General features: G+C 69.1%; 19 protein-coding genes. 6 read left to right on the top strand and 13 right to left on the bottom strand.

Annotated features, from left to right (window positions below; genetic code table 11):
* Positions 1-6: 6 nt before the first annotated feature.
* Positions 7-444 (top strand): type II 3-dehydroquinate dehydratase, encoded by a 438-nt coding sequence (locus MRBLMI12_RS11980; RefSeq protein ID WP_363356698.1) that lies wholly within the window; start codon positions 7-9, stop codon positions 442-444.
* A 12-nt stretch (positions 445-456) separates the two neighbouring features.
* Here the strand turns inward: MRBLMI12_RS11980 and MRBLMI12_RS11975 are convergent, their stop codons facing one another.
* On the bottom strand, positions 457-1827 hold the full coding sequence (locus MRBLMI12_RS11975; protein ID WP_363356697.1) for an FAD-dependent oxidoreductase: 1371 nt from the start codon (positions 1825-1827) through the stop codon (positions 457-459).
* Positions 1824-2915, bottom strand: coding sequence for a Gfo/Idh/MocA family protein (locus MRBLMI12_RS11970; protein WP_363356696.1), 1092 nt, complete (start codon positions 2913-2915; stop codon positions 1824-1826). The genes MRBLMI12_RS11975 and MRBLMI12_RS11970 overlap by 4 nt, the downstream gene beginning before the upstream one ends.
* Positions 2916-3229: 314 nt before the next feature.
* Here MRBLMI12_RS11970 and dctP point away from each other — a divergent pair, with 314 nt between their 5' ends.
* On the top strand, positions 3230-4285 hold the full coding sequence (gene dctP / locus MRBLMI12_RS11965) for a TRAP transporter substrate-binding protein DctP (protein ID WP_363356695.1): 1056 nt from the start codon (positions 3230-3232) through the stop codon (positions 4283-4285).
* On the opposite strand, the gene MRBLMI12_RS11960 is transcribed toward dctP, so the two are convergent.
* Positions 4255-5175 carry an IclR family transcriptional regulator gene (locus MRBLMI12_RS11960; RefSeq protein WP_363356694.1) on the bottom strand — a complete coding sequence of 307 codons (921 nt, stop codon included), beginning with the start codon at positions 5173-5175 and terminating at the stop codon, positions 4255-4257. The genes dctP and MRBLMI12_RS11960 overlap by 31 nt on opposite strands.
* Positions 5176-5179: 4 nt before the next feature.
* The gene (locus MRBLMI12_RS11955; protein ID WP_363356693.1) at positions 5180-5938 is read right to left on the bottom strand and encodes an IclR family transcriptional regulator; all 759 of its coding nucleotides are present in this window, start codon (positions 5936-5938) and stop codon (positions 5180-5182) included.
* Between the two features lie 134 nt (positions 5939-6072).
* Between MRBLMI12_RS11955 and MRBLMI12_RS11950 the strand changes: the two genes are divergently transcribed.
* Genes MRBLMI12_RS11950 through MRBLMI12_RS11940 form a run of 3 tightly spaced genes read left to right on the top strand, consistent with a single transcriptional unit; the run spans position 6073 to position 9499 of the window.
* Positions 6073-7917: a bifunctional sugar phosphate isomerase/epimerase/4-hydroxyphenylpyruvate dioxygenase family protein gene (locus tag MRBLMI12_RS11950; protein ID WP_363356692.1), complete on the top strand. Its 1845-nt coding sequence runs from the start codon at positions 6073-6075 to the stop codon at positions 7915-7917.
* Positions 7914-8840 carry a shikimate dehydrogenase gene (locus tag MRBLMI12_RS11945; RefSeq protein ID WP_363356691.1) on the top strand — a complete coding sequence of 309 codons (927 nt, stop codon included), beginning with the start codon at positions 7914-7916 and terminating at the stop codon, positions 8838-8840. Before MRBLMI12_RS11950 ends, MRBLMI12_RS11945 begins: the two co-directional genes overlap by 4 nt.
* Entirely contained in the window at positions 8837-9499 is a 663-nt protein-coding gene (locus MRBLMI12_RS11940) for a TetR/AcrR family transcriptional regulator (protein ID WP_363356690.1), read from the top strand. The genes MRBLMI12_RS11945 and MRBLMI12_RS11940 overlap by 4 nt, the downstream gene beginning before the upstream one ends.
* A 19-nt stretch (positions 9500-9518) precedes the next feature.
* Here MRBLMI12_RS11940 and MRBLMI12_RS11935 read toward each other — a convergent pair whose 3' ends face one another.
* The 3 genes from MRBLMI12_RS11935 to MRBLMI12_RS11925 all read right to left on the bottom strand — a co-directional run bounded on the left by MRBLMI12_RS11935 (position 9519) and on the right by MRBLMI12_RS11925 (position 12183).
* Positions 9519-10286 carry an IclR family transcriptional regulator gene (locus tag MRBLMI12_RS11935; protein ID WP_363356689.1) on the bottom strand — a complete coding sequence of 256 codons (768 nt, stop codon included), beginning with the start codon at positions 10284-10286 and terminating at the stop codon, positions 9519-9521.
* Positions 10287-10289: 3 nt separating this feature from the next.
* Positions 10290-11030 carry an IclR family transcriptional regulator gene (locus MRBLMI12_RS11930; RefSeq protein WP_363356688.1) on the bottom strand — a complete coding sequence of 247 codons (741 nt, stop codon included), beginning with the start codon at positions 11028-11030 and terminating at the stop codon, positions 10290-10292.
* Between the two features lie 184 nt (positions 11031-11214).
* Positions 11215-12183, bottom strand: a complete 969-nt coding sequence (locus tag MRBLMI12_RS11925) for a ThuA domain-containing protein (RefSeq protein ID WP_363356687.1) — start codon at positions 12181-12183, stop codon at positions 11215-11217.
* A gap of 305 nt (positions 12184-12488) precedes the next feature.
* Here MRBLMI12_RS11925 and MRBLMI12_RS11920 point away from each other — a divergent pair, with 305 nt between their 5' ends.
* The gene (locus MRBLMI12_RS11920; RefSeq protein ID WP_363356686.1) at positions 12489-13541 is read left to right on the top strand and encodes a CorA family divalent cation transporter; all 1053 of its coding nucleotides are present in this window, start codon (positions 12489-12491) and stop codon (positions 13539-13541) included.
* A gap of 12 nt (positions 13542-13553) precedes the next feature.
* Here MRBLMI12_RS11920 and MRBLMI12_RS11915 read toward each other — a convergent pair whose 3' ends face one another.
* From MRBLMI12_RS11915 to MRBLMI12_RS11890, 6 genes are all read right to left on the bottom strand, one after another.
* A complete protein-coding gene (locus MRBLMI12_RS11915; RefSeq protein ID WP_363356685.1) occupies positions 13554-14861 on the bottom strand; it encodes an ROK family transcriptional regulator in 1308 nt (435 codons plus the stop codon).
* Positions 14858-17248 (bottom strand): glycoside hydrolase family 2 TIM barrel-domain containing protein, encoded by a 2391-nt coding sequence (locus MRBLMI12_RS11910; protein WP_363356684.1) that lies wholly within the window; start codon positions 17246-17248, stop codon positions 14858-14860. The genes MRBLMI12_RS11915 and MRBLMI12_RS11910 overlap by 4 nt, the downstream gene beginning before the upstream one ends.
* Positions 17249-17254: 6 nt before the next feature.
* Positions 17255-17914: a YesL family protein gene (locus MRBLMI12_RS11905; RefSeq protein WP_363356683.1), complete on the bottom strand. Its 660-nt coding sequence runs from the start codon at positions 17912-17914 to the stop codon at positions 17255-17257.
* Between the two features lie 78 nt (positions 17915-17992).
* Positions 17993-19534 carry an extracellular solute-binding protein gene (locus tag MRBLMI12_RS11900; RefSeq protein WP_363356682.1) on the bottom strand — a complete coding sequence of 514 codons (1542 nt, stop codon included), beginning with the start codon at positions 19532-19534 and terminating at the stop codon, positions 17993-17995.
* A gap of 120 nt (positions 19535-19654) precedes the next feature.
* Positions 19655-20635: a carbohydrate ABC transporter permease gene (locus tag MRBLMI12_RS11895; RefSeq protein ID WP_331909213.1), complete on the bottom strand. Its 981-nt coding sequence runs from the start codon at positions 20633-20635 to the stop codon at positions 19655-19657.
* Complete coding sequence (locus MRBLMI12_RS11890; protein ID WP_363356681.1) at positions 20622-21488, bottom strand: ABC transporter permease; 867 nt, start codon at positions 21486-21488, stop codon at positions 20622-20624. Before MRBLMI12_RS11890 ends, MRBLMI12_RS11895 begins: the two co-directional genes overlap by 14 nt.
* Positions 21489-21704: the final 216 nt, after the last annotated feature.

Genomic DNA, 21704 nt, shown 5'->3' with positions numbered 1-21704 from the left:
TCATCCATGACGAGAAAGCTCTTCGTGCTGAACGGCCCGAACCTCAACATGCTCGGCGTGCGCGAGCCGGAGCTCTACGGCACCACGAGCCTCGACGAGGTGCGCGCCGACTGCGAGCGGGTCGCCGGTGAGCTCGGGTTCGAGCTCTTCTTCGCGCAGTCGAACGCCGAGCACGAGCTCATCGAGTGGGTGCACGACGCCTTCCGGCAGCAGGCGACCGTCGTGATCAATCCGGCGGGCCTGAGCTTCGGCTCGGTGTCGCTGCTCGACGCCCTGCACATGCTCTCGACTCCCGTCGTCGAAGTGCACATCACGAACATCCACGCCCGCGACGCCGACCACCGTCACTCGATCACGTCGAAGGTCGCGCGCACGGTGATCGCCGGTGCGGGCGTGTACGGCTACGAGCTGGCGATCCGCGCCGCCGACCGGCTGACCGGCTGACCGCGTCGGGCGTCAGGCGCGCGCTCCGCCCGTGATCCGGTCGGCGGCCACGATGCCGAATACGAGCGCCTTCGTGAGCGCCGTCCCCGTCATGTACGACGCGCCGTGGAATCCGCCGACGATCTCGCCGGCGGCGTAGAGGCCCTCGATCCGGCTGCCGTCGATCCGTGTCACCGACGTATCGGGTGCGACGCTCAGGCCCCCGTAAGTCGAGGTCATGGCCGTCACCGCGGGATAGGCGTAGAACGGCCCGGTCGCAACCGGTGCGAGCGCGCCGACCCCGTTCACCAGACCGGCCCTGCCGAAGGGGTCGGCCGCGCGGCCGGCCACGCTGTCGTTGTACTGCCCCACGGTGCGTTCGAGCACGCCGGGAGGCATGCCGACACGGTGCCCGAGCTCGGACAGGGTCGGCGCGCTCGCCAGATGGCCGAGCTCTTCGATGCGCTCCATGTCCGACAGCGGCACGCCCGGCCTCGAACGTGCCCGCACGCCGGAGTCGAAGACCTGGAAGGCCATCCCGCCGGGCTGGCTCAGCACCGCCGTGCCGAGCACCTTGTACGACTCGGACTCGTCGGCGAACCGCTCGCCGCGGGCGTTCACGAGGATCGCGCCGAGGTAGTTGGCGGTCAGCAGCTCGTGCTCGTCGTCCGTCGCGTCGGCGTGCTGGCCGTAGGTGCCCGCCACGTGACCGATGTCGGCGAGGCCCGCGCCCAGCATCCATGCCATGCGGAGCCCATCGCCGGTGTTGCCGACGCCGCCGTACGGCATTGCCGCGGCCTGGTCCGGTACGAACAGGTCAAGGAGCTCGCGAGAGCGCGAGAAGCCGCCGGTGGTGAGCACGACGCCCGCGTCGGCGGCGATGACGGCACGTCCTGAGCGGATGCCGGCCACCCGTCGCCCCTCGGTGATCAGTTCGTCGGCGGGGTGATCCCGGAGGATGACGGCGCCGGCGGCGAGCGCCTCGTTCTCGAGGTGCGCCAGCAGACGTCGGATGCGCACCAGGTGAGCGCGCGCGATCGTCATGCCGGCACTGACCTTGAGCTCATCCGTCCACGCGTCCGCGCGATCGATCGCCGCGACCGCGTGGGCCTGACCGGCGACGAGGGCTTCGAGCAGCGACGGGTCGGCGAAGCCACCGCCGGCGTCGACCATGTCCGAGAGGAAGACGTCGTCGGCGTCCTCGACTCCCGCCCGGCGCTGGACGGCGGTGCCCGACAGCGCGAACCACCCGCCGCTCATCGCCGAGCTGCCGCCGAGCCGGTCGCGCTTCTCGACGAGGGCGACGCCCAGCCCCCTCGCGGCCAGGCGCTCGGTGGCCGCCAGACCCGCGAGGCCTCCTCCGACGACGATCGCGTCGAACCGCCGCGTACGCGCTGCCGTCATCGGCCTTCCTCCGCCTCCGCTTGCGCGCCGGAGCGGAAGCGCGCGACGTCCACGGTCCGGCCGGTGCGCGCAGCGAGCGACGCCGCTTCGACGAGGGCGAGGGTCCGCGACGCGTCGTCCGCCGACACCACGGGCTCCGCCGTGCCCCGCGCGACCTCGACGAAGTGGTCGAGCTGAGCGGGGAAGGATCCCCGTGGCGCGTAGGGCAGGTAGGTGCGCGAGAGCGGCGAGTGCCAGTCCGCCGGCACCGACGGCGCGTAGGCGTACATCGCGAGATTCGGCACGGACAGCGCGGCACGTGTGCCGACGACGCGGTAGGCGACCTCGTCGGGCAGGAACGGGAAGGCGAGGGTCTCCTCGGTCGCCTGATCCCAGCCCCACGGCGAGACGCCGGCGTCGGAGGCGATCAGGCTTCCCAGGGCACCGCTCTCGAACCTGAGGCTCATCGAGACGGTGTCCTCGACGTCGAGGCCGCGGACATGCGAACTCCGCATCGCCTGGATCTCGGCGACCTCCCCGCACAGGTGCCGGAGGAGGTCCAGATCGTGCACGGCGTTGATGAGCGTGACGCCCGCCCCCGGCTCGCTGTGCCACCGTGCCTCGGTGAAGTACTCGGGCTCTTTGCGCGCCGACCAGAGGGCGCTGACGGCGACGATCTGCCCGAGCTCGCCGGCGCGTATCGCGGCGCGCGCCCGTGCGACCGCCGGATGGTGACGCCGGTGGTGCCCGACGAGCAGCCGCCCGTTCAGCCGTTCGACGGCATCGACGAGGCGGCGCGACTGCGCATAGGAGACGGCGACCGGCTTCTCCAGGAGCACCGCGACCCCGGCTTCGAGGCATTCGACGGCGGTCTGCACGTGCAGGGTGTTCGGGTTGGCGATGATCACCGCATCGAGCTGCTCGGCATCCATCATCTGCGCCGTCGACGAATACGTGGGGCACTCGAGCTCCGCCGGCTTCGCAGCGGGGTCGGCGACCGCCGTCAACATGGCTCCCCGCGCCGCGCGGATGAAGTCGACGTGCTGGCGCCCCATGAACCCGGCGCCGACCACGCCCATGCGAACCGGTGGGGCTGCGGATGCCGTCACGGAGCCTCCCTGCATCGTCGTCGCGGCGAGAGTTCGGCCACGAGCGTATGGCACGATGGGCCGACGTGGGCGGATCGTTCCATTCAGCGGTGAGGCCCCCGCTCGGCGCTCCGACCTCATGTTCCATTCGCCGGGACATCGCTTTGCCGGCCGATCGAAGTCCGTAAGAGTCAGCACTGCCACCGGGCCGTACGTGACGGCGTGGTCGACGGGGAACTCGCAGCGCGATCAGAGTCGACGGCACGTCACGCACCGGCTATCGAATGACACGTCAGAACCCGCACGACGACGTGCGCACACCAGAGGAGAGTCCCATGAGCACAGCCCGCTCGAAGCGCCGCGGCATTTTCGCCGCGTCCGCGCTCGCAGCAACCGCTCTCGTCGCCGCCGGCTGCGCCGGTGGCGGCACCCCGGAGGGCACGAACACCGAGTCCGCGGCGGAGAACGAACCCGTCACGCTCACGGTCGCGACGAGCCAGAACGAGGAGACGCCGAACTACTACTGCGGCGTCGAACTCCTCAAGGAACGGCTCGAAGAGGCCGACATCGGCTTCACGGTCGACCTGTACCCCGCGAGCCAGCTCGGCCCCGACGCCGACCGCTTCCCGCTGGTCCAGGCCGGAGACATCGACATCGACCTGCAGGGTGCATCGGCGTTGAGCTCGACGTTCGAGCCGATCGGCGTCGTCGACGCGACCTACGCCTTCGACGACGTCGACCACGCGTTCCAGTGGATCGACGAAGGCTCGGAAGACCTGTTCACGTCGTTCCACGAGTCGACCGGCGTCAACATCGTCGACGGCTGGTTCTTCGGCTCCCGCACCTTCACCACGAAGGACGTCGAGGTGACCAGCCCCGACGACCTCGAGGGCGTGCCGATCCGGTTCCCGAACTCGCCGCAGTTCCTCGCCAACGCCGAGGCTCTCGGCGTGACGAGCCCGGTCTCCGTCGCCGTGGAGGAGGTCTACTCGGCGCTGCAGCAGGGCATCGCCGTCGGCCAGGAGAACCCCATCGTCGCGACGCGGTCGTCCAGCTACGACGAGATCCTCAACGTCGCGGTGCTGAACAACCACAACGTCGGCATCCACTGGATCCTCGTCAGCGACAAGACGTACGAGAAGATGAGCGACGAGCAGGCGGCGCTGCTCGAGGAGACCATCCATGAGATCCGCCCCGAGAACGCCGCCTGCGTCGACGAGGCGACCGAGGAGATCCTCGACGAGTACCGCGCGAACGACGCGATGACGGTGATCGAGACGGAGGACATCGACATGGATGCCTTCATCAGCAAGTCGGAGGACTTCTTCAGCGGGTACTTCACCGGCGAGAGCCTGGAGGCCTACGAGGCCATCCGCGAGATGGCGGGCTGACCACTGCAACAAGAAGGGGGTGGGTGTGCGGTGCGCACCCACCCCCTTCGCGTGCGCTCGTGTCCCTTCGCTTGCGCTGGGCGGTCGGTGCGGCCGCGGTCCGCCGTCAGTGCGTCAGTGCCCCGCTCCGCCGTGAGGCGGCGGCTGAGGGTGACGGCGGCGGCTCGTACCGCGGCCGCGACGCGGTCGGGCTGCAACGCGGCGGCGAGGCCGGCCACGCAGATCGCCGCGGTCGGCGCATCACCCGGAACGAGGATCGGACTGGCGACGGCGGCAGTGCCCGGCGCGCACTCCTCGTGCTCGGTCGCCACGCCGGTGCGACGGACATCGGCGAGCTCGCGCACGAGCGCGGCCTGCTCGACGATCGTGTGCGGTGTCCTTCTCTCCCACCCTCCGGCCGCGAAGCGCGTCACCGCCTCTGGAGGAGAGAACGCGAGGATGCTCTTTCCGAGCGCCGTCGCGTGCGCGGGCAGGCGTCCGCCGATCCGAGCCGGCGACGGCGCGGGAGAGGGCCCGGTGGACGGCGCCCGCAGCATCGCGATGAGGACGATGTCGGATCCGTCGAGCACCGCCAGCTGCACGGTCTGGGCCGTGACGTCCTGCAGCTCCCTCATCACCGGCAGCGCGAGCTGGCGGAGCATGCGCGGCTGCGGCACCGTCTGTCCGAGTTCGAAGAGTCGGACGCCGAGATGGAGCAGCTCACCGTCGCGGTCGAGGAACCGCTGGGCGACGAGGTCGGCGGCGATCCGTGACACCGTCGACTTGGGAAGATTCGCCCGCCGGGCGAGCTCCGAGACACCGAGCCCGTGATCGTCGTCGCCGAAGGCGTCGAAGACCGCGGTCACGCGATCCAGCACGCTGACCGAATCGGTCCAGTTCGCGGTGCGCATGCGCCTACGCGGCCGCCAGTCGGCGGGTGACCGTGCTGCCGGCGGCGCGCACCAGCGGCGAGGCCCGGTCCGGGTCCATCGCGCCGCTCGGGCCGGCGATGGAGATCGCTCCGATCACGACGCGGTCGACGGAGAGCACGGGGCTCGCGACGGCGAGTATGCCGGGGTACGACGCCTCGACATCGAGGGCCACCGCCGCATCGCGCACGTGTGCGAGTTCTTCCCGGAAGTGGTCGGCATCGTCGTCGACGAGCGGCGCACTGATCCTGTCGACCACCGTGGGATCGGCGCAGAACGCCAGGTAGGCCTTGCCGCTGGCGGTCGTCAGCGCCGGGGATCGCATCCCGGCGCGGGTCGGCAGCATGGGCAGGCGCCCGGCCACGGCGGCGATGGACACCATGTCGGTGCCCTGCTGCACCCAGAGCCCGACACGTTCGCCGGTGGCGTCGCGCAGATTCCGCAGGACGGGGGCGGCGGCCGCGACCAGCCGGCGAGGCAGGCTGGCGCGCGCACCGAGCTCGAAGAGGCGCAGTCCGAGTGCGACGCCCTCCTCGGTGCGCTCCAGGTACCGCTGCCCGGTCAGCTCGGTGACGAGCCGCGAGACGGTGGACTTGGGCAGGGCGGTCCGGGCGGCGATGTCGGTGATCGTGATCGATCCGTCCGACTCCTTGACGGCATCCAGGATCGCGAAGATGCGGTCGAGCACAGAGACCGGCGCTCGCCCTCGCGAGGGAGTCGTGTTCCATTCGGCGAGACTCATCATCGAGTGTCCTCTCCCAGCAGGTTGAATCGTCGTCGATCGCCCTTGGCTTTCGAACGTACTAGTTAGTACACATCCATGCAATGCTCAAGACAGAATCATGCGGGCACCAGCGCCGGTGGCCGCAGGGAGGTGCCATGCGCACGTCGATCGCCACGGTCTGCCTGAGCGGAACGCTCGACGAGAAACTCGTCGCCGCGAGCGCGGCCGGGTTCGACGGCGTCGAGATCTTCGAGCCCGACCTCATCGCGTCGCCCCGCTCGCCGGAAGCCATCCGCGATCGCGCCGCCGAGCTCGGCCTGACGCTCGATCTGTATCAGCCCTTCCGCGACTTCGAGGGCGTGGGGCCCGAACTCCTCGAACAGAACCTCCGCCGCGCGGCGGCGAAGTTCGCCCTCATGAACCGCCTGGGCATCAAGGCGATGCTGCTGTGCAGCAACGTCGCGACGGCGCGCAGCGGCGACGAGCAGCTCGCCGCAGCCCAGCTCCGCCAGCTGGGAGATGTCGCGGACCGGTTCGGGGTTCGCGTCGCGTACGAGGCCCTCGCCTGGGGCCGGTTCGTGGACGGCTACGAAGCGGCGGCGCGCATCGTGCGGCTCGCCGACCATCCCCGTATCGGCCTGTGCCTGGACAGCTTCCACATCCTGTCCCGGGGCCACAATCCCGAGGCGATCGAGACCATCCCGGCCGAGAAGATCTTCTTCGTCCAGATGGCCGACGCACCGCTGCTCTCCCTCGACGTGCTCTCGTGGAGCCGGCACCACCGGCTCTTCCCCGGTGAGGGCGGCTTCGACCTCGGGACGTTCATGGCGCACCTGGTGCGCACCGGCTACGACGGCCCCGTCTCGCTGGAGATCTTCAACGACACTTTCCGCCAGGCCGACCCGCTGGCGACCGCCATCGATGCGCGACGGTCGCTGCGCTGGCTGGAGCACGAGACGGCTGCGGCCCTGGGCGCCCCTGCCGGCGGTCGCGCCGCGCGCATGTCGACGGCGAGCCTGCCGGCGGTCGATCCTCCCACCGACGTCAATTACGTGGAGCTGCGCACCAGCGAGGTGCCGGAGCTCCGGCGGCTGCTGAGTCAGCTCGGCTTCCGACCGCACGGCCAGCACCGCACCAAGCCCGTGGAGCTGTGGACTCACGGCGCCGCACGGGTCGTCCTCGGCGCTCCGGACTCCGGCCGCCCGCAACCGACCGTCGCGGGCATCGGTCTCTCGGTCGGCGATCCGTCGCGCGCACTGCGCAGGGCGAGGGAGCTGTTCGCCCCCGAGGTGCCGCGCACCGAAGGAGAGGGCGACGAGCCGCTGGTCGGAGTGAGCGCTCCCGACGGCTCCGAGGTCTTCTTCGGCGCCGGACGAGGAGCGCAGCCGCGATGGGTGCGCGAGTTCGGCACGCCCGACGGGGACGACGCGGGCATGGTCGAGCGCGTCGACCACCTCAACCTCGCTCAGCCCTGGCAGCACTTCGATGCCGCGGTGCTGTTCTTCCACTCCGTCCTCGACCTGCGCACGGAGGCGTCGGTCGAGGTGGCCGCCCCCGTCGGCCTGGTGCGGAGCCAGGTGCTGCACAGCGCGAACGGCGTGCTGCGGATCGCTTTGAACCTGGTGCCCTCCGGAGCAGGAGAGGACGCGATCCTGCCGCAGCACGTCGCCTTCGCGACCGCCGACGTCCTCGAGCTCGCTCGCGCCGCCCGCGCGCGCGGCTTCAAGCCTCTCGACATCCCGTCGAACTACTACGACGACATCGAGGCGCGCTATCAGATCGACCCCGCGCTCCTGGACGACCTCCGGGAGTTGAACGTCATGTACGACCGCGACGAGGCCGGGGAGTTCCTGCACTTCTACACGCACCCGATCGGGACGGTGTTCCTCGAGGTCGTCGAACGACGGGGCGCGTACTCGGGATACGGGGCGCTCAACGCACCGGTCCGCCTGGCGGCGCAGTACCAGCACCGCCGTGCCGTCGAGGGAGTCCTCGCGTGACGGGGCGCGCCGTCGGATCGACTCCTCACCCGCCCCTCGACCGCTACCTCGTCGGGCTGATCGGCGAAGGCATCACCGCGTCGCTGACGCCCGCCATGCACGAAGCGGAGGCCCGCGCACTCGGCCTCGACTACGAGTACCGCATCTTCGATCTCCTGGAGCTGGGCCGTCCGGCCGAGGACGTCGGCGCACTCCTCGCCGACGCGCGGTCGGCCGGCTTCGCGGCCATGAACATCACGCACCCGTGCAAGCAGCTCGTGCTCGATCTGGTGGATGAGCTCGACACGGATGCCGCGCACCTGCGCGCCGTGAATCTCGTGGTGTTCGACGCCGGCCGCCTGCGCGGCTACAACACCGACTGGCTCGGCTACCGCGACGGTCTCATCGCGGGCCTGCCCGGGGCGTCGTTCCAGCGGGTGGTGCAGATCGGCTGTGGCGGCGCAGGCGCTGCCACCGCCTATGCGCTCCTGTCGGAGGGCGCCGAACGGCTCGACCTGTTCGACGCCGATCCGAGCCGCGCGGACGAACTCGCGGCCCGCATGCGCAGCCGGTTCCCGACGCAGATCATCACGACGCTCTCGCCCGACGATCTGGCGTCCGCCATCGCGGGCGCGAGCGGGATCGTCCACGCGACGCCGATGGGGATGCTGCACCACCCCGGGATCGCCTTCGACCTCGACCTCCTCCGGCGGGAGGCGTGGGTGTCGGACGTCGTCTACCGGCCCCTCGAGACCGACCTCGTCCGTGACGCCGCGCGGCGAGGACACCCGGTGCTGGACGGAGGGCGGATGGCGGTCGGACAGGCATGCGCTAGTCTCCAGATCATCACGGGCATCCAGCCTGATCGCGACAGAATGCAGCGGCACTTCCGCGGGCTCATCAGTGCCGAGGAGCGGTCAGAGACGGGGAAGGGCGGTCGATGAGCGATCAGCTGAGCGAGGTGCGCGAGACAGCGACCACGGAGCGTGCGGTTCGCACGCGGGACGACATCCTCCGGGTCGCCACCGCCGAGTTCGCCGCGAACGGCTACGCCGGCGCACGCGTCGACGAGATCGCCGCGCGCACGCGCACCACCAAGCGGATGATCTATTACTACTTCGGCTCCAAGGAGGGGCTCTACCTCGCCGTGCTGGAGCGGGTGTACGCGCAGATCCGCCAGGTCGAGCGCGGCATCCACATCGAGGAACTGTCGCCGGACGCGGCCCTGCGGACGATCGCGGAGGCCACCTACGATCACCACACGACCCACGAGGCGTTCATCCAGCTGGTCAGCATCGAGAACATCCACCGTGCCGAGCATCTGCGCCAGTCCGAGACCATCCTGCGCGAGAACGCCACAGCCATCACGCTCCTCGAGCAGGTCATCGAGCGGGGCGTGCGCGCGGGCATCTTCCGCGACGACGTGGACGCCGTGGACGTGCACATGATGATCAGCGCCTACGCCTGCTTCCACGTCGCCAACCGCCACACCTTCGCCGCCATCTTCGAACGGGACATGCTGGACCCTGACCTCCAGGACACCCACCGGCGCCTGATCGGCGACATGGTCGTCGCGACGATGACGGCTCGCCGCGGCGGCTGAGCGCCGAGGCGAAGGGTCGTCAGGCCGAGCCGGGTCGGAGCGACGCGAGCCGCCGGGTGAGGGTCGCGGCGGCCGTGCGCAGCGCCTGGGCGACCTGTTCCGCCTTCAGGTCGTCTGCGTCGCCCGAGACCGACACCGCCCCCGCGAGCGCGCCGCCCGGTGCCAGAACCGGGGTCGCCGTGCAGCACACACCGGTCGCGAACTCCCCCGCCTCCGCCGCGAGTCCGCCTCGCCGGATGGCGGTGAGCTGGCGCCGCAGCGCCGCTGGATCGGTGATCGTGTCCTCGGTCCACCACGGCAGTCCCGCGGCGAGGACGTCGTCGATGTCCGACGGGGACGCGTGCGCGAGCACCGCCTTGCCGAGCGCGGTCGCGTGAAGGGGCAGCCTCGCCCCGGTGCGGACGGTGGACGGCTCGGGCGCGCGGCCGCGCATGACGGCGATGCAGACCACCTCGCCGCCGTCGCGGATGCCCAGGTGCACGTTCCCACCCGTCTGGTTGCGGAGGTCGGCCATGACGGGGAGCGCGGCGATCCTGAGCTCCCGCGGCTGCTCCGCGAGCTGGCCCAGCTCGAAGAGCCGCAGGCCCAGATGGATCAGCTTGCCGTCCCGTTCGAGGTATCTCTGGCGGATCAGGGTCGCCACCAGCCTCGAGACGGTCGACTTCGGCAGACCGGAGCGAAGGGCGAGCTCGGAGATCCCCATCCCCCTGTCGTCGCCGTCGAACGCCTCGAGGATGCACGTCATCCGGTCGAGGACGCCGACCGCGTCACCGGCGACGTCGGACATGCCTCAGGCCACCTGCAGGGCCAGCCGATGAGTGAGGGCGAGCGCCGCATGGCGCACGAGGGGCGCCATGCGCTTCGGATCCATGTCCGCCACGGGGCCCGCGACCGAGATCGCGGCCAAGGGCAGTCGCTCCGGTGAGAGCACGGGGCTCGCGACCCCCACGACGCCGGGAAAGGTCTCGCAGCGGTCGATGGCCACCGACTCCGCCCGCACGGCGGCGAGCTCCTTCTCGAGAGTGTGCCGTCGGTCGGCATCGAGACCGGTGATCACACTGCCGAGGACCCGCTCGTCGATGGTGAACGCCAGCACGGCCTTGCCGAGGGCGGTCGTCGCAGACGGCACACGCACGCCGGCGCGAGAGGGGACGGGCCGCAATCGGCCGCGTACGGAGATCACCGAGAGCATGTCGCGCCCCTCCTGGACCGCGACGTTGATGTGCTCGCCCGTGGCGTTGAAGAGCTCGGCCAGCACGGGAAGTGCGGCGGCGCTGAGCCGGCGGGGCGTGCTGGCTCGTGCGCCCAGCTCGAACAGCCGCAGGCCGATGGCGACTCCTTCATCGGTGCGCATGAGGTAGCGCTGGCGGACGAGGTCGCCGACGAGACGTGAGACGGTCGATTTCGGGATGCCGGTGGCCAGCGCGAGCTGAGTGATCGTCGTCGAGCCGTGCGACTCGCGGACGGTGTCGAGGATGGCGAGGATCCGGTCGAGCACAGACACGGGCTCGTCTCTGAGGGCGGATCTCATGTGTGCAGTATCCGTCGGCGCGATGGGCGCGGCAAGCGCCGGCGGCGGGACCGCGCCGATGGTTCCACCCAGTGGGACACCGGCCACCGGACAGGTCGCCCGCGTGACGAAACGGGGGCCCGGACGCGTCGTGACGACGTGTCCGGACCCCCGGCCCGCAGCGGGTGGACTCCCGTCCCCGCGGTCAGGTGGTGCAGAACGGCTTGACGCCCATGGCGCTCTCGATGCCCTCCATCACGTGCTGCTGGAAGAACTCGTCGCCGACGAGGGGCGCGTCGGTCCACGCCGCCACGTCGTGACCGAGGGTGGTGAGCCACGATCTGCCGCCGTCGTAGTACTGGCACCAGCTCACCGGGTGGGATTCGCCGTGGCCGGCCACTGTGGCCTCGCTGGTGGCCTGGTCGACCTCGAGCAGGACGTTGACGAAGCTCGGGTACGGAATGAGGTTGTACCACTCGTCCTTGAACGTCCACGTCTCCGGCATGAAGGACGTCGAGACGTCGCGGTTGTTGATCGTCTCGACCGTGCCTTCGCGGTTCGGCCCGTGGTTGTAGAAGTTGGCCCCGCCGAGCAGACCCTCGTAGTACGGCCAGTGATACTCGGCGCCGAAGGCGTTGTGAATTCCGACGAATCCACCCCCACCGCGGATGTACTGCATCAGCGTGGTCTGCGCGGTGTCATCGAGGGTGTCGCGGTTCGAGCCGAGGAACACGACTGCCTGGTAGTTGTTCAGTCGGCTGAAGCTCGCCAGGTCCTCGGTGTAGTCCACCGTGATCCCCCGTTCGGCCGCCCACGCGATCATCGCCTTCTGGGCGACGTTGTTGTCGTTCAGCGGTGGGTTGAGCCCAGGACCGAGCGCCGTGCCGAGATGGGCGTGACGCGGACCGGCGGTGCGGCTCCACACGAAGATGCGCTTCTCCTCGCCCTCCGTCCAGCCGTTGCCCCACTCGTGGTAGCACTCCGGATCGGTTCCCCGGCACACGCCGTAGTCCTTGATCTCGTCGAGGTAGATCTGACTGGCGGTGGCCGGCTGGCCGCCGAGGCCGTTGCCGTTGCCCTTGTCGGCCCCGGCCGCCGTCCCGGCGAGGACGATGCCGGCGCCCAGCGCCGCCGCAGCGACGAGCGCGACGCCGGAGCGTAGTAGCGATCTCATGTGATCTCCTTCGATCATTCGAGGTGGTCCTCGGGGAGTCGAAGCGCGATCGCCGCACTCGGCCGATGACGGCCTCCTGGTCCCGCCTGGGGAGCGGGGAACCCCCGGATCGACCCTCGGGTTGCTGCGAATGTAGGCGGCGCGCCACGGCGTCGGCAACGCGCGTTCCACCCAGTAAGCCAGCCGCCGCTGACCTGCGGTGACGGGCGGCGACTGCACAGGCGGTCGATCGCCGCAACCCCCTCCGGCCGCCGGCGTGGCTCGGGCTAGATTCGCGCCGACGACATGCCATGGGAGGTGCCGCTATGTCGCAACCGTCGCAGCAACAGAACGAATCCGCCACGCAGGAGCCCGCGCCGGCGGACACCGACGACGACTCGCTCCGCATCTTCATCGTGGGCCGCGAGATCGAACCACTGACGGATGCCGCCCTCGAGGACGTGCCCCCGATCGTCCGCCGCGTGCGGCGCAAGGACGAGTTCATCTGGCTGCATCTGCTCGACCCCGAAGAAGACACCGTGCGACGCGCGCGCGACGTGCTCGGCATCCATCCCACCGCCGTCGCCGACGTCGTCTCACGCCGGCAGCAGCCGAAGGTGCAGAAGTTCGACGAGCACCTCTTCGTCATGCTCTGGAACGTGCTCCACACGCCCGACGAAGCGCTCGTGCTGGGCGAGACGTTCCTCTACATCGGCGAAGACTGGCTGCTCACGGTGCAGCGCGGCAACGGCGGCGAGCCGCCCGATCTGCCGGAGCTGCTCGCAGAGGCCCCCGAGCATGCCCGGGCCGACACGATGCCGGCGGCGTACACGATCATGGCTGAGATCGTCGACGGCTATGCCAGCGCTGCGGCAGCCGTCGAGTCCGCCCTCGAAGAGCTCGAGGAGCAGGTCTTCAGCGAGAGCGAGCGCGAGGACCACCACCGCATCTACCGGATCCGCAAGGACATCGGCCGCGTGGACCGGGCGGTGTCGAGCATCGCGGCCGCGCTGCACGAGAGCACCCGGCATCTCGAGACGCTCACCGTCGGCAGCGAGCGCATCCTGCCCTACCTCCATGACATCCTCGACGACGCGGCCGGCACCGCCGCCCTGATCAACAACCAGAGCAAGGGCCTGGATGCGATCCTCTCCAGCTACGAGAACAACGTGGCGGCACGGCAGAACCAGGACATGCGCACCATCTCGGCGTTCGCCGCCCTCCTCGCGGTGCCGACCCTCATCGCCGGGCTCTACGGCATGAACTTCAAGAACATCCCGCTCGTGCAGTGGCAGTACGGGTGGATCGTGATCGGACTGACCATCGTCGTCCTCGATCTGGTGATCTACGGGCTGTTCAAGCGCCGCCGCTGGCTCTGACGGCCGGCGCCGTCACAGCGCCACCGGGATGTTCGACGTCAGGAGCCCGGCATCCACCAGGAACCGCTCGAGCACGACCGTGGCGACCCCGGTGGCCACCGAGTTGCCGCGCACCGTCGAGATCTCCAGCTCGACATCGCGTGCCGAGGCTCCGGGCGACTGCTCGAGCAGGTGCCGGCGCGTGGCCGGCATGAGGTGCTCCCCCAGTGCCCACGTGGTCCAGCCGGTGAGCGTCACGCCTTCGGGGTTGATCACGGCCACCAGGTCGGCGAGCGCCGAGCCGAGGTAGTAGGCGGTCCGGGCGATCGTCTCGGTCACGGCGGGATCTGGCTCAGGCCCGTCGGCGACCGCCGCCAGGGCGAGGATGAAGTCGTTCTGCATGTCGAGGTCGACGAGCGGATGCCCGGGGGCGATCTCGCGCAGCGTCTCCTGGATGCCGGGCGCGCCGATGTAGGACTCCACGCAGCCGCGCCGGCCGCAACGGCAGCGCCGCCCGTCGAGCACCAGCAGCGTGTGGCCCCATTCCCCGGCCGTGTTCGTGGCGCCGCGCAGGATGCGCCCCTCCAGCACGATGCCGGCGCCGACGCCGGTGCCCAGGTTGACCGTGGCGAGGCTCGAGAACCTCCGGCCGCCGCCGAGCCACAGCTCGGCGATCGCGATCGACTTGAGCGGGTTCTCGATCACGAGGGGCAGGCCGACGCGCTCCCGCAGGCGTTCGAGCTCCACTTTCTGCCAGGTCCAGTTCGGCACGACGACGGAGACGCCTTCGGGACCCTGGATGAGCCCGGGCAGGGCGATCCCGACCCCGAGCACCTCGCTGCGCGAGACGCCCGCCGCGTCGAGCAGATGATCCAGCGTGCGACCGATGCCCTCCACGACGGAATCCGGGTCGAGCAGATGCTCGTCGCGAGCGCTCTCGACCGAGAGCACCTCGTTCAGCGCCGTGTCGAACATCACCGCGCGCACGTACGTCTCGGCGACATCGATGCCGACCACGAAGCCGCGGTCGGTGTTCATGCCGATGAGCGCGGTCGGCCGCCCGATCCGCCCGGCCGCCATCTCCTTCTTCTCCTCGATGATCCCCTCGGCGAGCAGCTCGTTCACGACGGTGACGACCGTCGCCGGGCTCAACCCGGTGGACTGTGCGAGGGCGTTGCGCGTCGTCTCGCCGGCGGACAGCACGGCGTGCAGCACGTCGAGACGGGAGTCGCTGCGGATGTCGCGCGAGGTGCGCCGCGGCACGACCATGCCCGACGCGGACGTCGGCATGCGCACCGCCGGGTCGGGACGACCCTGGACCGGACTCGTCGACCGTGTCATGTGGAGCACTCCATTCGCACGTCGGGCAGGCCCGGTGAGCTCAGCACGACGGTCACTGCCCCACCGGACCGGACGAACAGGATCAGTCTCCCGTCGAGCGTACGACGCCGAGGGACGCTGTAGGCGGTGTCGTCGGTGAGATCACCATTCTCCAGCCCGAGCAGCTCCCCGTCGCGCACCTCGGCCGTCACGATTCGTTCGCCGCGCGCCACCTCGCCGTGCTGGTCGCGCAGCGCGCATTCGATCTGGAAGACATCGTCCGCGGCGATGCCCGCGTCGGCGCACCGGTCGGCGAGGCTGCCGGGGGCCCGCCAGAGGGCGGCGTCGAGCCGGACGGCCTCCCCGGCCGGCCCGAGCACATCGCGGGCGACGACCTCGCCGCCGCGCCGCGACTCCAGCACGAGCGTCCCGAAGGGCAGGGCGGTCGCGGCCGTCCAGTAGCCGTTCTCCTCGTCGCGGACGAGCGGGATGCCGCGCCCGTCGCACGTGAGGGTCAGCTCGTCGCCGTTGGCGAAGGCCAGCACCTCGACCGACGCGCCGGCCGCGAGCTCCCGTCCTCGTGAGATCGGATGCGACCAGAAGCTCCTGTCCGCATCGTCGGTGCCGGGCCGGACGGCGAGTCGGGCCACGGGCTCGTCGGACCACCAGCTGCGCCGCAGATGCCAGGTGTCCTTCTCGAATCCCGCGAGCGTCAGCAGCCCCGCCGGCGAGCCGTGCGACGGCCAGCCGCGGGTCTCGCCGAGGTAGTCGATGCCTGTCCAGAGGAACTGGCCGGCCACGTAGTCGTTGCGCTCGACGTGCAGCCAGTCGGCGTAGCGGTGCGAGTTCTCGCTGCCGACGAACGGCTTGTCGGGGAATCGGCGGTGATCGTCCTCGTAGAGATGCTCCTTGTAGTTGTAGCCGACGAGATCGAGGTCGTCGAGGAAGCCCGTCCGGCTCGACAGCTCGGGCAGTGCGGCCGCCAGCGTCACGGGGCGCGTGGGGTCGTTCCCCCGCACGATGGCCGCCAGCCGCTTCGCGATGGTCGTCAGACGGCGGATGTCGGGACGGTCGGGGTCGTAGAGACGCTCGGCCCGCGGCTTGCCGGCGTCGTTGTTGCCGACGGCCTCCTGGAAGAGCGGATGCGCGTAGGGGTCGTTCGGGTAGTCGATCTCGTTGCCGATGCTCCACGCGACGATCGACGGGTGGTTGCGGTGCGCTTCGACCATCGCCGACAGGTCGGCCTCGTGCCAGGCGGGGAAGTCGTGGGCGTAGCCCTCGTGCCGGGGCGGGTAGACGTTGTGCCCCTGCCACCACTTGTTCTTCGGGTTCTCCCACTCGTCGAACGCCTCGTCGATGACATAGAGGCCGAGGACGTCGCAGAGCGCGTACAGCTCGGGGCCGTGGGGGTTGTGCGCCATCCGCACCGCATTGCATCCCATGCGCTGGAGGGCGAGCAGTCGCCGCAGCCACACGCTCGCGGGCACTGCGGTGCCGAAGCATCCGGCATCCTCGTGCAGGCACACCCCTTTGAGCACGCGGCGTTCGCCGTTGATCGAGAAGCCGGTGTCGGGGTCGAACCGGAAGGTGCGGATGCCGACGGTCTCGACCGAGACGGCGCGCCGCGACGTTGCGACGCCCGGCCACTCGAGCGTGGTGGTGAGGCGGTGCAGCCGCGGGTCGTTGTCGGACCACAGCTCGGGATCGGTGAGCACCGTCGTCACCGCGGCGTCGGCCGAGCCGCCGGCGGGCACGTCGACCTCGGTGTCGAAGGAATGGACCCGTCCCGTCGCCAGCGACCGCAGCTCGTGGCGCACCCGCACCGCCGCCGGGGACGTCGTGTCGTTGACGACCGTCTGGACGACGCGGACGGCGGCCTCGGCGGCGTCCGCCGACAGCGTCGTGAACACGGTGCCGTGCTCGCCGACCCGCACCGGCTCATTGACCTCGAGCTCCACGCGCCGCGTGATTCCCGACCCGGTGTACCAGCGGGAGTCCGAGATGTCGGTGTGGTCGACACGGACGCTGACGACCAGGTCGTCGTCGGGCGCGTACGAGAGGATCTCGGTCAGGTCGAAGGAGAACTCCGCGTAGCCCGACGGACGGCCGCCGAGGTGGTAGCCGTTGACCCAGACGTCGGCGTTCTTGTAGACGCCGTGGAACACCAGCCGCACATGCTGCCCATCGGCCGGGCCGAGCTCCGAGATCCGCACGTGAGCCCGGTACCACCCGACGCCGCCGGGGAGGTACCCCGTGCCGCTCGAGTGCGCGGGCGAGAACGCCTGCTCGACGCTCCAGTCGTGCGGCACGACGACACCGCGCCACGACGCGTCGTCGTATCCCTTCGCCGCGGCTCCCGGGTCGTCGGCGAGCGCGAAGAGCCACCGGCTGATCGGAACTGTCTGCATGTGAACCTATTCCTCGTCTGATTCCTCGACCGCGACCGGCTGAGGTGCGTAGGTGTCGAACACCCGGGTGAAAAGGACGCCGGTCAGGAAGGCGATCGCGGCGAAGCCGATCGCGAGCCACAGCAGTCCGTACGCCGTCACGGCGGGGGAGAAGACCGTGACGACGATGGCGAGCCCGATGATCGCCAGGCTCATGATCGCCACCAGCGGATGCCGCCACGACAGCAATCGCGCGTTGCGCAGCACCTCCCGGATGGTGCCCTCGAAGTTGGCGAGATAGGGGAAGACGAACAGCAGGTTCACCGCGAACGCGAACGCCACCAGGTACCAGACGACCAGCAGGACGAGTTGCAGCCCCGCATCCAGCGAGCCGCCGGTGAGGACGACGTACCAGGCGCCGAGGGCGACCGCCACCAGGAGGAGGAGAAGCCCGAGCAGCGTCGCCTGGCGGAAGTTCTGCCGGAACGAGCGGAAGTAGTCGCGCGTCACCGCATCGCACTGGCCACGCACGATCCGCATCGCGGTGAAGTTCAGCGCCGTCAGGGCAGCGCCGAGCGTGACGACCGGGATCGCCGTCGCGATGAACACCAGGTTCAGGATCATCAGGTCCGCGATGCGGGTCAGGAACCGCATCGCTGCGGAGTCCGGTGCGAAGATGCCGCTCATTCGTACTTCCTCTTCAGATCGGTCGGGCGGGCCCACGCAGTGCGGACCCGCCCGACCGTGTCGATCCGATCCTTCGGGCTACTCGGCCCAGGCGTCGATGTCGGCCTGGATCGAGGCACGGGCGTCCTCGTAGCCGGCGTCCAGCAGCGCCTGCCGCATCTCGGCGATCGCCGCGGCCGGATCGTCGAACTTCCCGTACTCCAGCTGCGGGAGGTACTGCGAGAGCACGCCGCCCATCGCCGCCAGCGTCGGGTCGATGGCGTCCTTGTTCAGCAGCAGGGTCGAGTACGGATAGTCCTCGGCCACGGCATCCAGCCCGGCGTAGATCTCCTTGGTCGTGGGCGCATCGGTGACCTTCGTCAGCTCGAGCTCGTCCATGCGGCCGGCCCAGAAGTTCGAGCCCAGCGCATCGGTCGACGAGTCGTAGCCGTCGGGGTAGCCGAGCTTGCCGTCGTCGGTGATGACGTAGTCGGTGCCCTCGATGCCGTAGTTGAGGAGGCGGTACGACTCCTCGTCGTTGCGGAGGAGGTCGTAGACCTCGAGCGCCTTCTCGGGGTTCTGCGAGTTCGCGCTCACGGCCATCGCGCCGTGGGTGAGGATGTCCTTGAAGACGTTCCCGTTCTCCTGACCCCAGTAGAAGAACTTCGGGTCGGAGCCCTCCTGCTTCTTCGACATGTTGTCGTAGATCTGCCCGATGAAGGTCTGCGTGTGGTGCTGGTCGGCTCCCGACAGGCCGGCGTAGAACTCCTCGCGCGTGTCGCCGTCGTAGTTCAGCGCATCTTCACGCCAGACGCCGATGTCGTTCCATTCCTTGGCGAGCTCGGCGGCTTCGAGCAGCTCGTCGCCCTCCATGAACCACGAGGTGACGGTCTCGGGGTCCGAAGCGCTCATCTGGAACGGGTAGTAGTTGCCCGAGCTGACCTGCTGGAGGTTCTGCAGGTCGGTGCGGCCCTGCATGTAGCCCTGCAGGGCGGCCTGGTTGTCGCCGGCGACATCCCACGGGTATGCCTCGGGCACGTTGTCCTTGACCCACTGGAAGTACGTCGTGAAGTCCTCGAACTTCGTGATGTCGCCGTTCTCGAAGCCGGCCTGGGTTGCCCAGTCGCCGCGGTAGAAGAAGCCGTGGTTCGTGTACTGGGTGAAGTTGTCCTCCGGGATGAAGTAGATCTGCCCGTCGTCCAGCTTCGTGAGGTCCCAGTGGCCGTCGGCGTCGACCTGTTCCCACGTCTTCGGAGCGTGCTCCTGGAGCATCTCCTCGGTGAGGGGCAGGAATGCGCCCTTCTCCGCGTTCTCCCACGCGAAGAGCCAGTCGGTCGCCGTCGTGATCAGGTCGACGTTGGAGTCGCCCGACAGCAGCTGGAGGTTGTACTGGGTCTGCCAGTCCGCCCACTCGACGTAGAAGAGATCGAGGGTCGCGTTCGCCTCCTCGGTGAGGCGCTCGTTGAGCTTGTCGAGCATCGCCTCGAGACGCCCGTTGGTGGGCTTGTCGCCGAGCACGAGCATCGTGATCTCGGTGGGCGTGCCGTCGTCGTCAGCCGGCCCGGTGCAGCCGGCGAGGGCGGTCGCGCCCAGGCCGAGAACGACCAGCGCCGCTCCTGCCTTGAAGAGTTTCCTTGCCATGTGAGGCTCCTTCGGCTCTCATTACTCGGTGATTGCAGTGGTGTGTGCGCGCCTCAGGGAGGCGTTCTGGGGGGAGCGACCGGGCTTCGGCGACCGGTCGCACGACGTCAGCTGCGCGTGTCAGCCCTTGACGGCACCGACCGTGATGCCGCTGACGAAGTATTTCTGGACGAACGGGTAGGCGAAGAGGATCGGGACCGTCGCCACGACGGCGCTCGCCATCTTCAGCGTGTTGCTCGGCAGGTCGGTGATGCTGACGTTCGAGCCGGCGACCGAGTTGCGCAGGGCGTTGGCCGTGTTGATCACGTTGTAGAGGTAGTACTGCAGCGGCTTGAACTCGACCGTGCTGCCCAGGTAGAGCGACGACAGGTACCACTCGTTCCAGTACCCGAGGGCGAGGAAGAGGCCGACGGTCGCGAGGGCCGGCTTCATCATCGGCAGCGCGAGCTGGACGAAGATCCGGAAGTCGCCGGCGCCGTCGATCTTGCCGGACTCGATGATCTCGTAGGGGATCGTGCGCATGAAGTTCTTCATCAGGATGATGAGCCACGGCGTCATGAGGAGGGGGAGGAACACCGCCAGGTAGTTGCCCCGCAGCCCCAGGTCGCGGCCGATCCAGAGGAACGTCGGGGCGAGGCCGGCCGAGAAGAGGGTCGTGAAGTAGATGAAGAACGCGATGTAGTTGCGCAGCCGGAAGTCCTGCCGGTAGAGCGCGAACCCGGTCATCGCGATGATGAACAGACCGATCGCGGTGCCGGCGACGGTCATCACGATGGTGACGACGTACGAGCCGATGATCTGCCGGGGCGCCCGGAAGATGTACTCGTAGGCGGTGAACGAGAACCCCTTCGGCAGCAGGCCGAAGCCGCTCTTCATGATCTCCGACTCGCTCGAGAACGAGGCCGAGACGATCATGATGAAGGGCAGCAGGCAGAAGAGCACGAACACCGAGATCGACACGTACGAGACGCCCCGGATGACGTAGTCGCTGCGGTCGAGTCTGATGCGACGCGTGCGTTCCGCGGCGACGGCCTTGCGCTTGCGGGCGGTCTTGCCGAGCGTCTCGGTCACGGCGACCGCGCCGATGTCAGAAGAGAGCATAATCGGGGTTCATCCTCCGGACGATCCAGTTCGCCGTCATCACGATCGCGAAGCCGAACAGCGATTGATACAGGCCCACCGCGGTGGACGTCGTGAAGTTGTTCTGCGCCATCACCATGCGGTACACCGAGGTCTCGATGATGTCCGTCGTGGGGAAGAGCGCGGCGTTGTTGCCGACCAGGTTCCAGAAGAGCCCGAAATTGCCGTGCATGATGCCGCCCAGCGAGAACAGCAGCAGGATCACGAAGATCGGCTTGAGGCTCGGCAGGATGACGTAGCGGATGCGCTGCCACGCCGATGCGCCGTCGATCGCGGCCGCCTCGAACAGCACCCTGTCGATGCCCATGATCGCCGCGAAGTAGACGATCGTGCCGTAGCCGGTGCTCTGCCAGAGATGGACCAGCGTGATGATGAACGGCCACGCGCCGGGGCTGCTGTAGACCTTGACCGGATCGCCGCCGGTCTGCTCGAGGAAGCCGTTGAGCGCGCCGTTGTCGTAGTTGAGCAGGTTGAACGCGATGACGCCGACGAGCACGACCGAGATGAAGTACGGCAGGAACATGACGCTCTGGCTGATCTTCTTGAAGTACTTCAGCCGCACCTCGTTGAGCATCACCGCGAATGAGATCGCCAGGATGTTCCCCAGCACGATGAAGGCGAGGTTGTAGAGGATCGTGTTCCGCGTGAGCAGCCACAGCTGGCCGGACTTGATCAGGAACTCGAAGTTCTTGAAGCCGACGAAGGGGCTGCCGAAGATGCCGTCGCGGTAGTTGAAGTTCGTGAAGGCGATCCAGATGCCGGGCAGCGGCGCGTAATTGAAGACCAGGAAGAACGCGATGGCAGGAACGCACATCAGCAGGAGCATCCTGCTCCCGGTGAGCTTCCGCCACCGCGACCGCGGTCGCTGGGGCACCACTTTCACAGACATCCGTCCGCCTCTTCGCGTTCGTGAAGTCGCCTCGTCGCGACTCGTCTGCCAGTTAACCTAACCATCGATATAACTCGGCGCGCCTCACGGTACAGCCCGCGTCGGGCCGACGCAAGCATGAGTTCGCGGGCTGTGGAGAAC

This window comes from Microbacterium sp. LMI12-1-1.1 (assembly GCF_040676455.1).
Taxonomy (GTDB): Bacteria; Actinomycetota; Actinomycetes; order Actinomycetales; family Microbacteriaceae; genus Microbacterium.
Note: the sequence above shows the minus strand (reverse complement) of the source record. Positions and strands in the feature narration are given on the sequence as shown.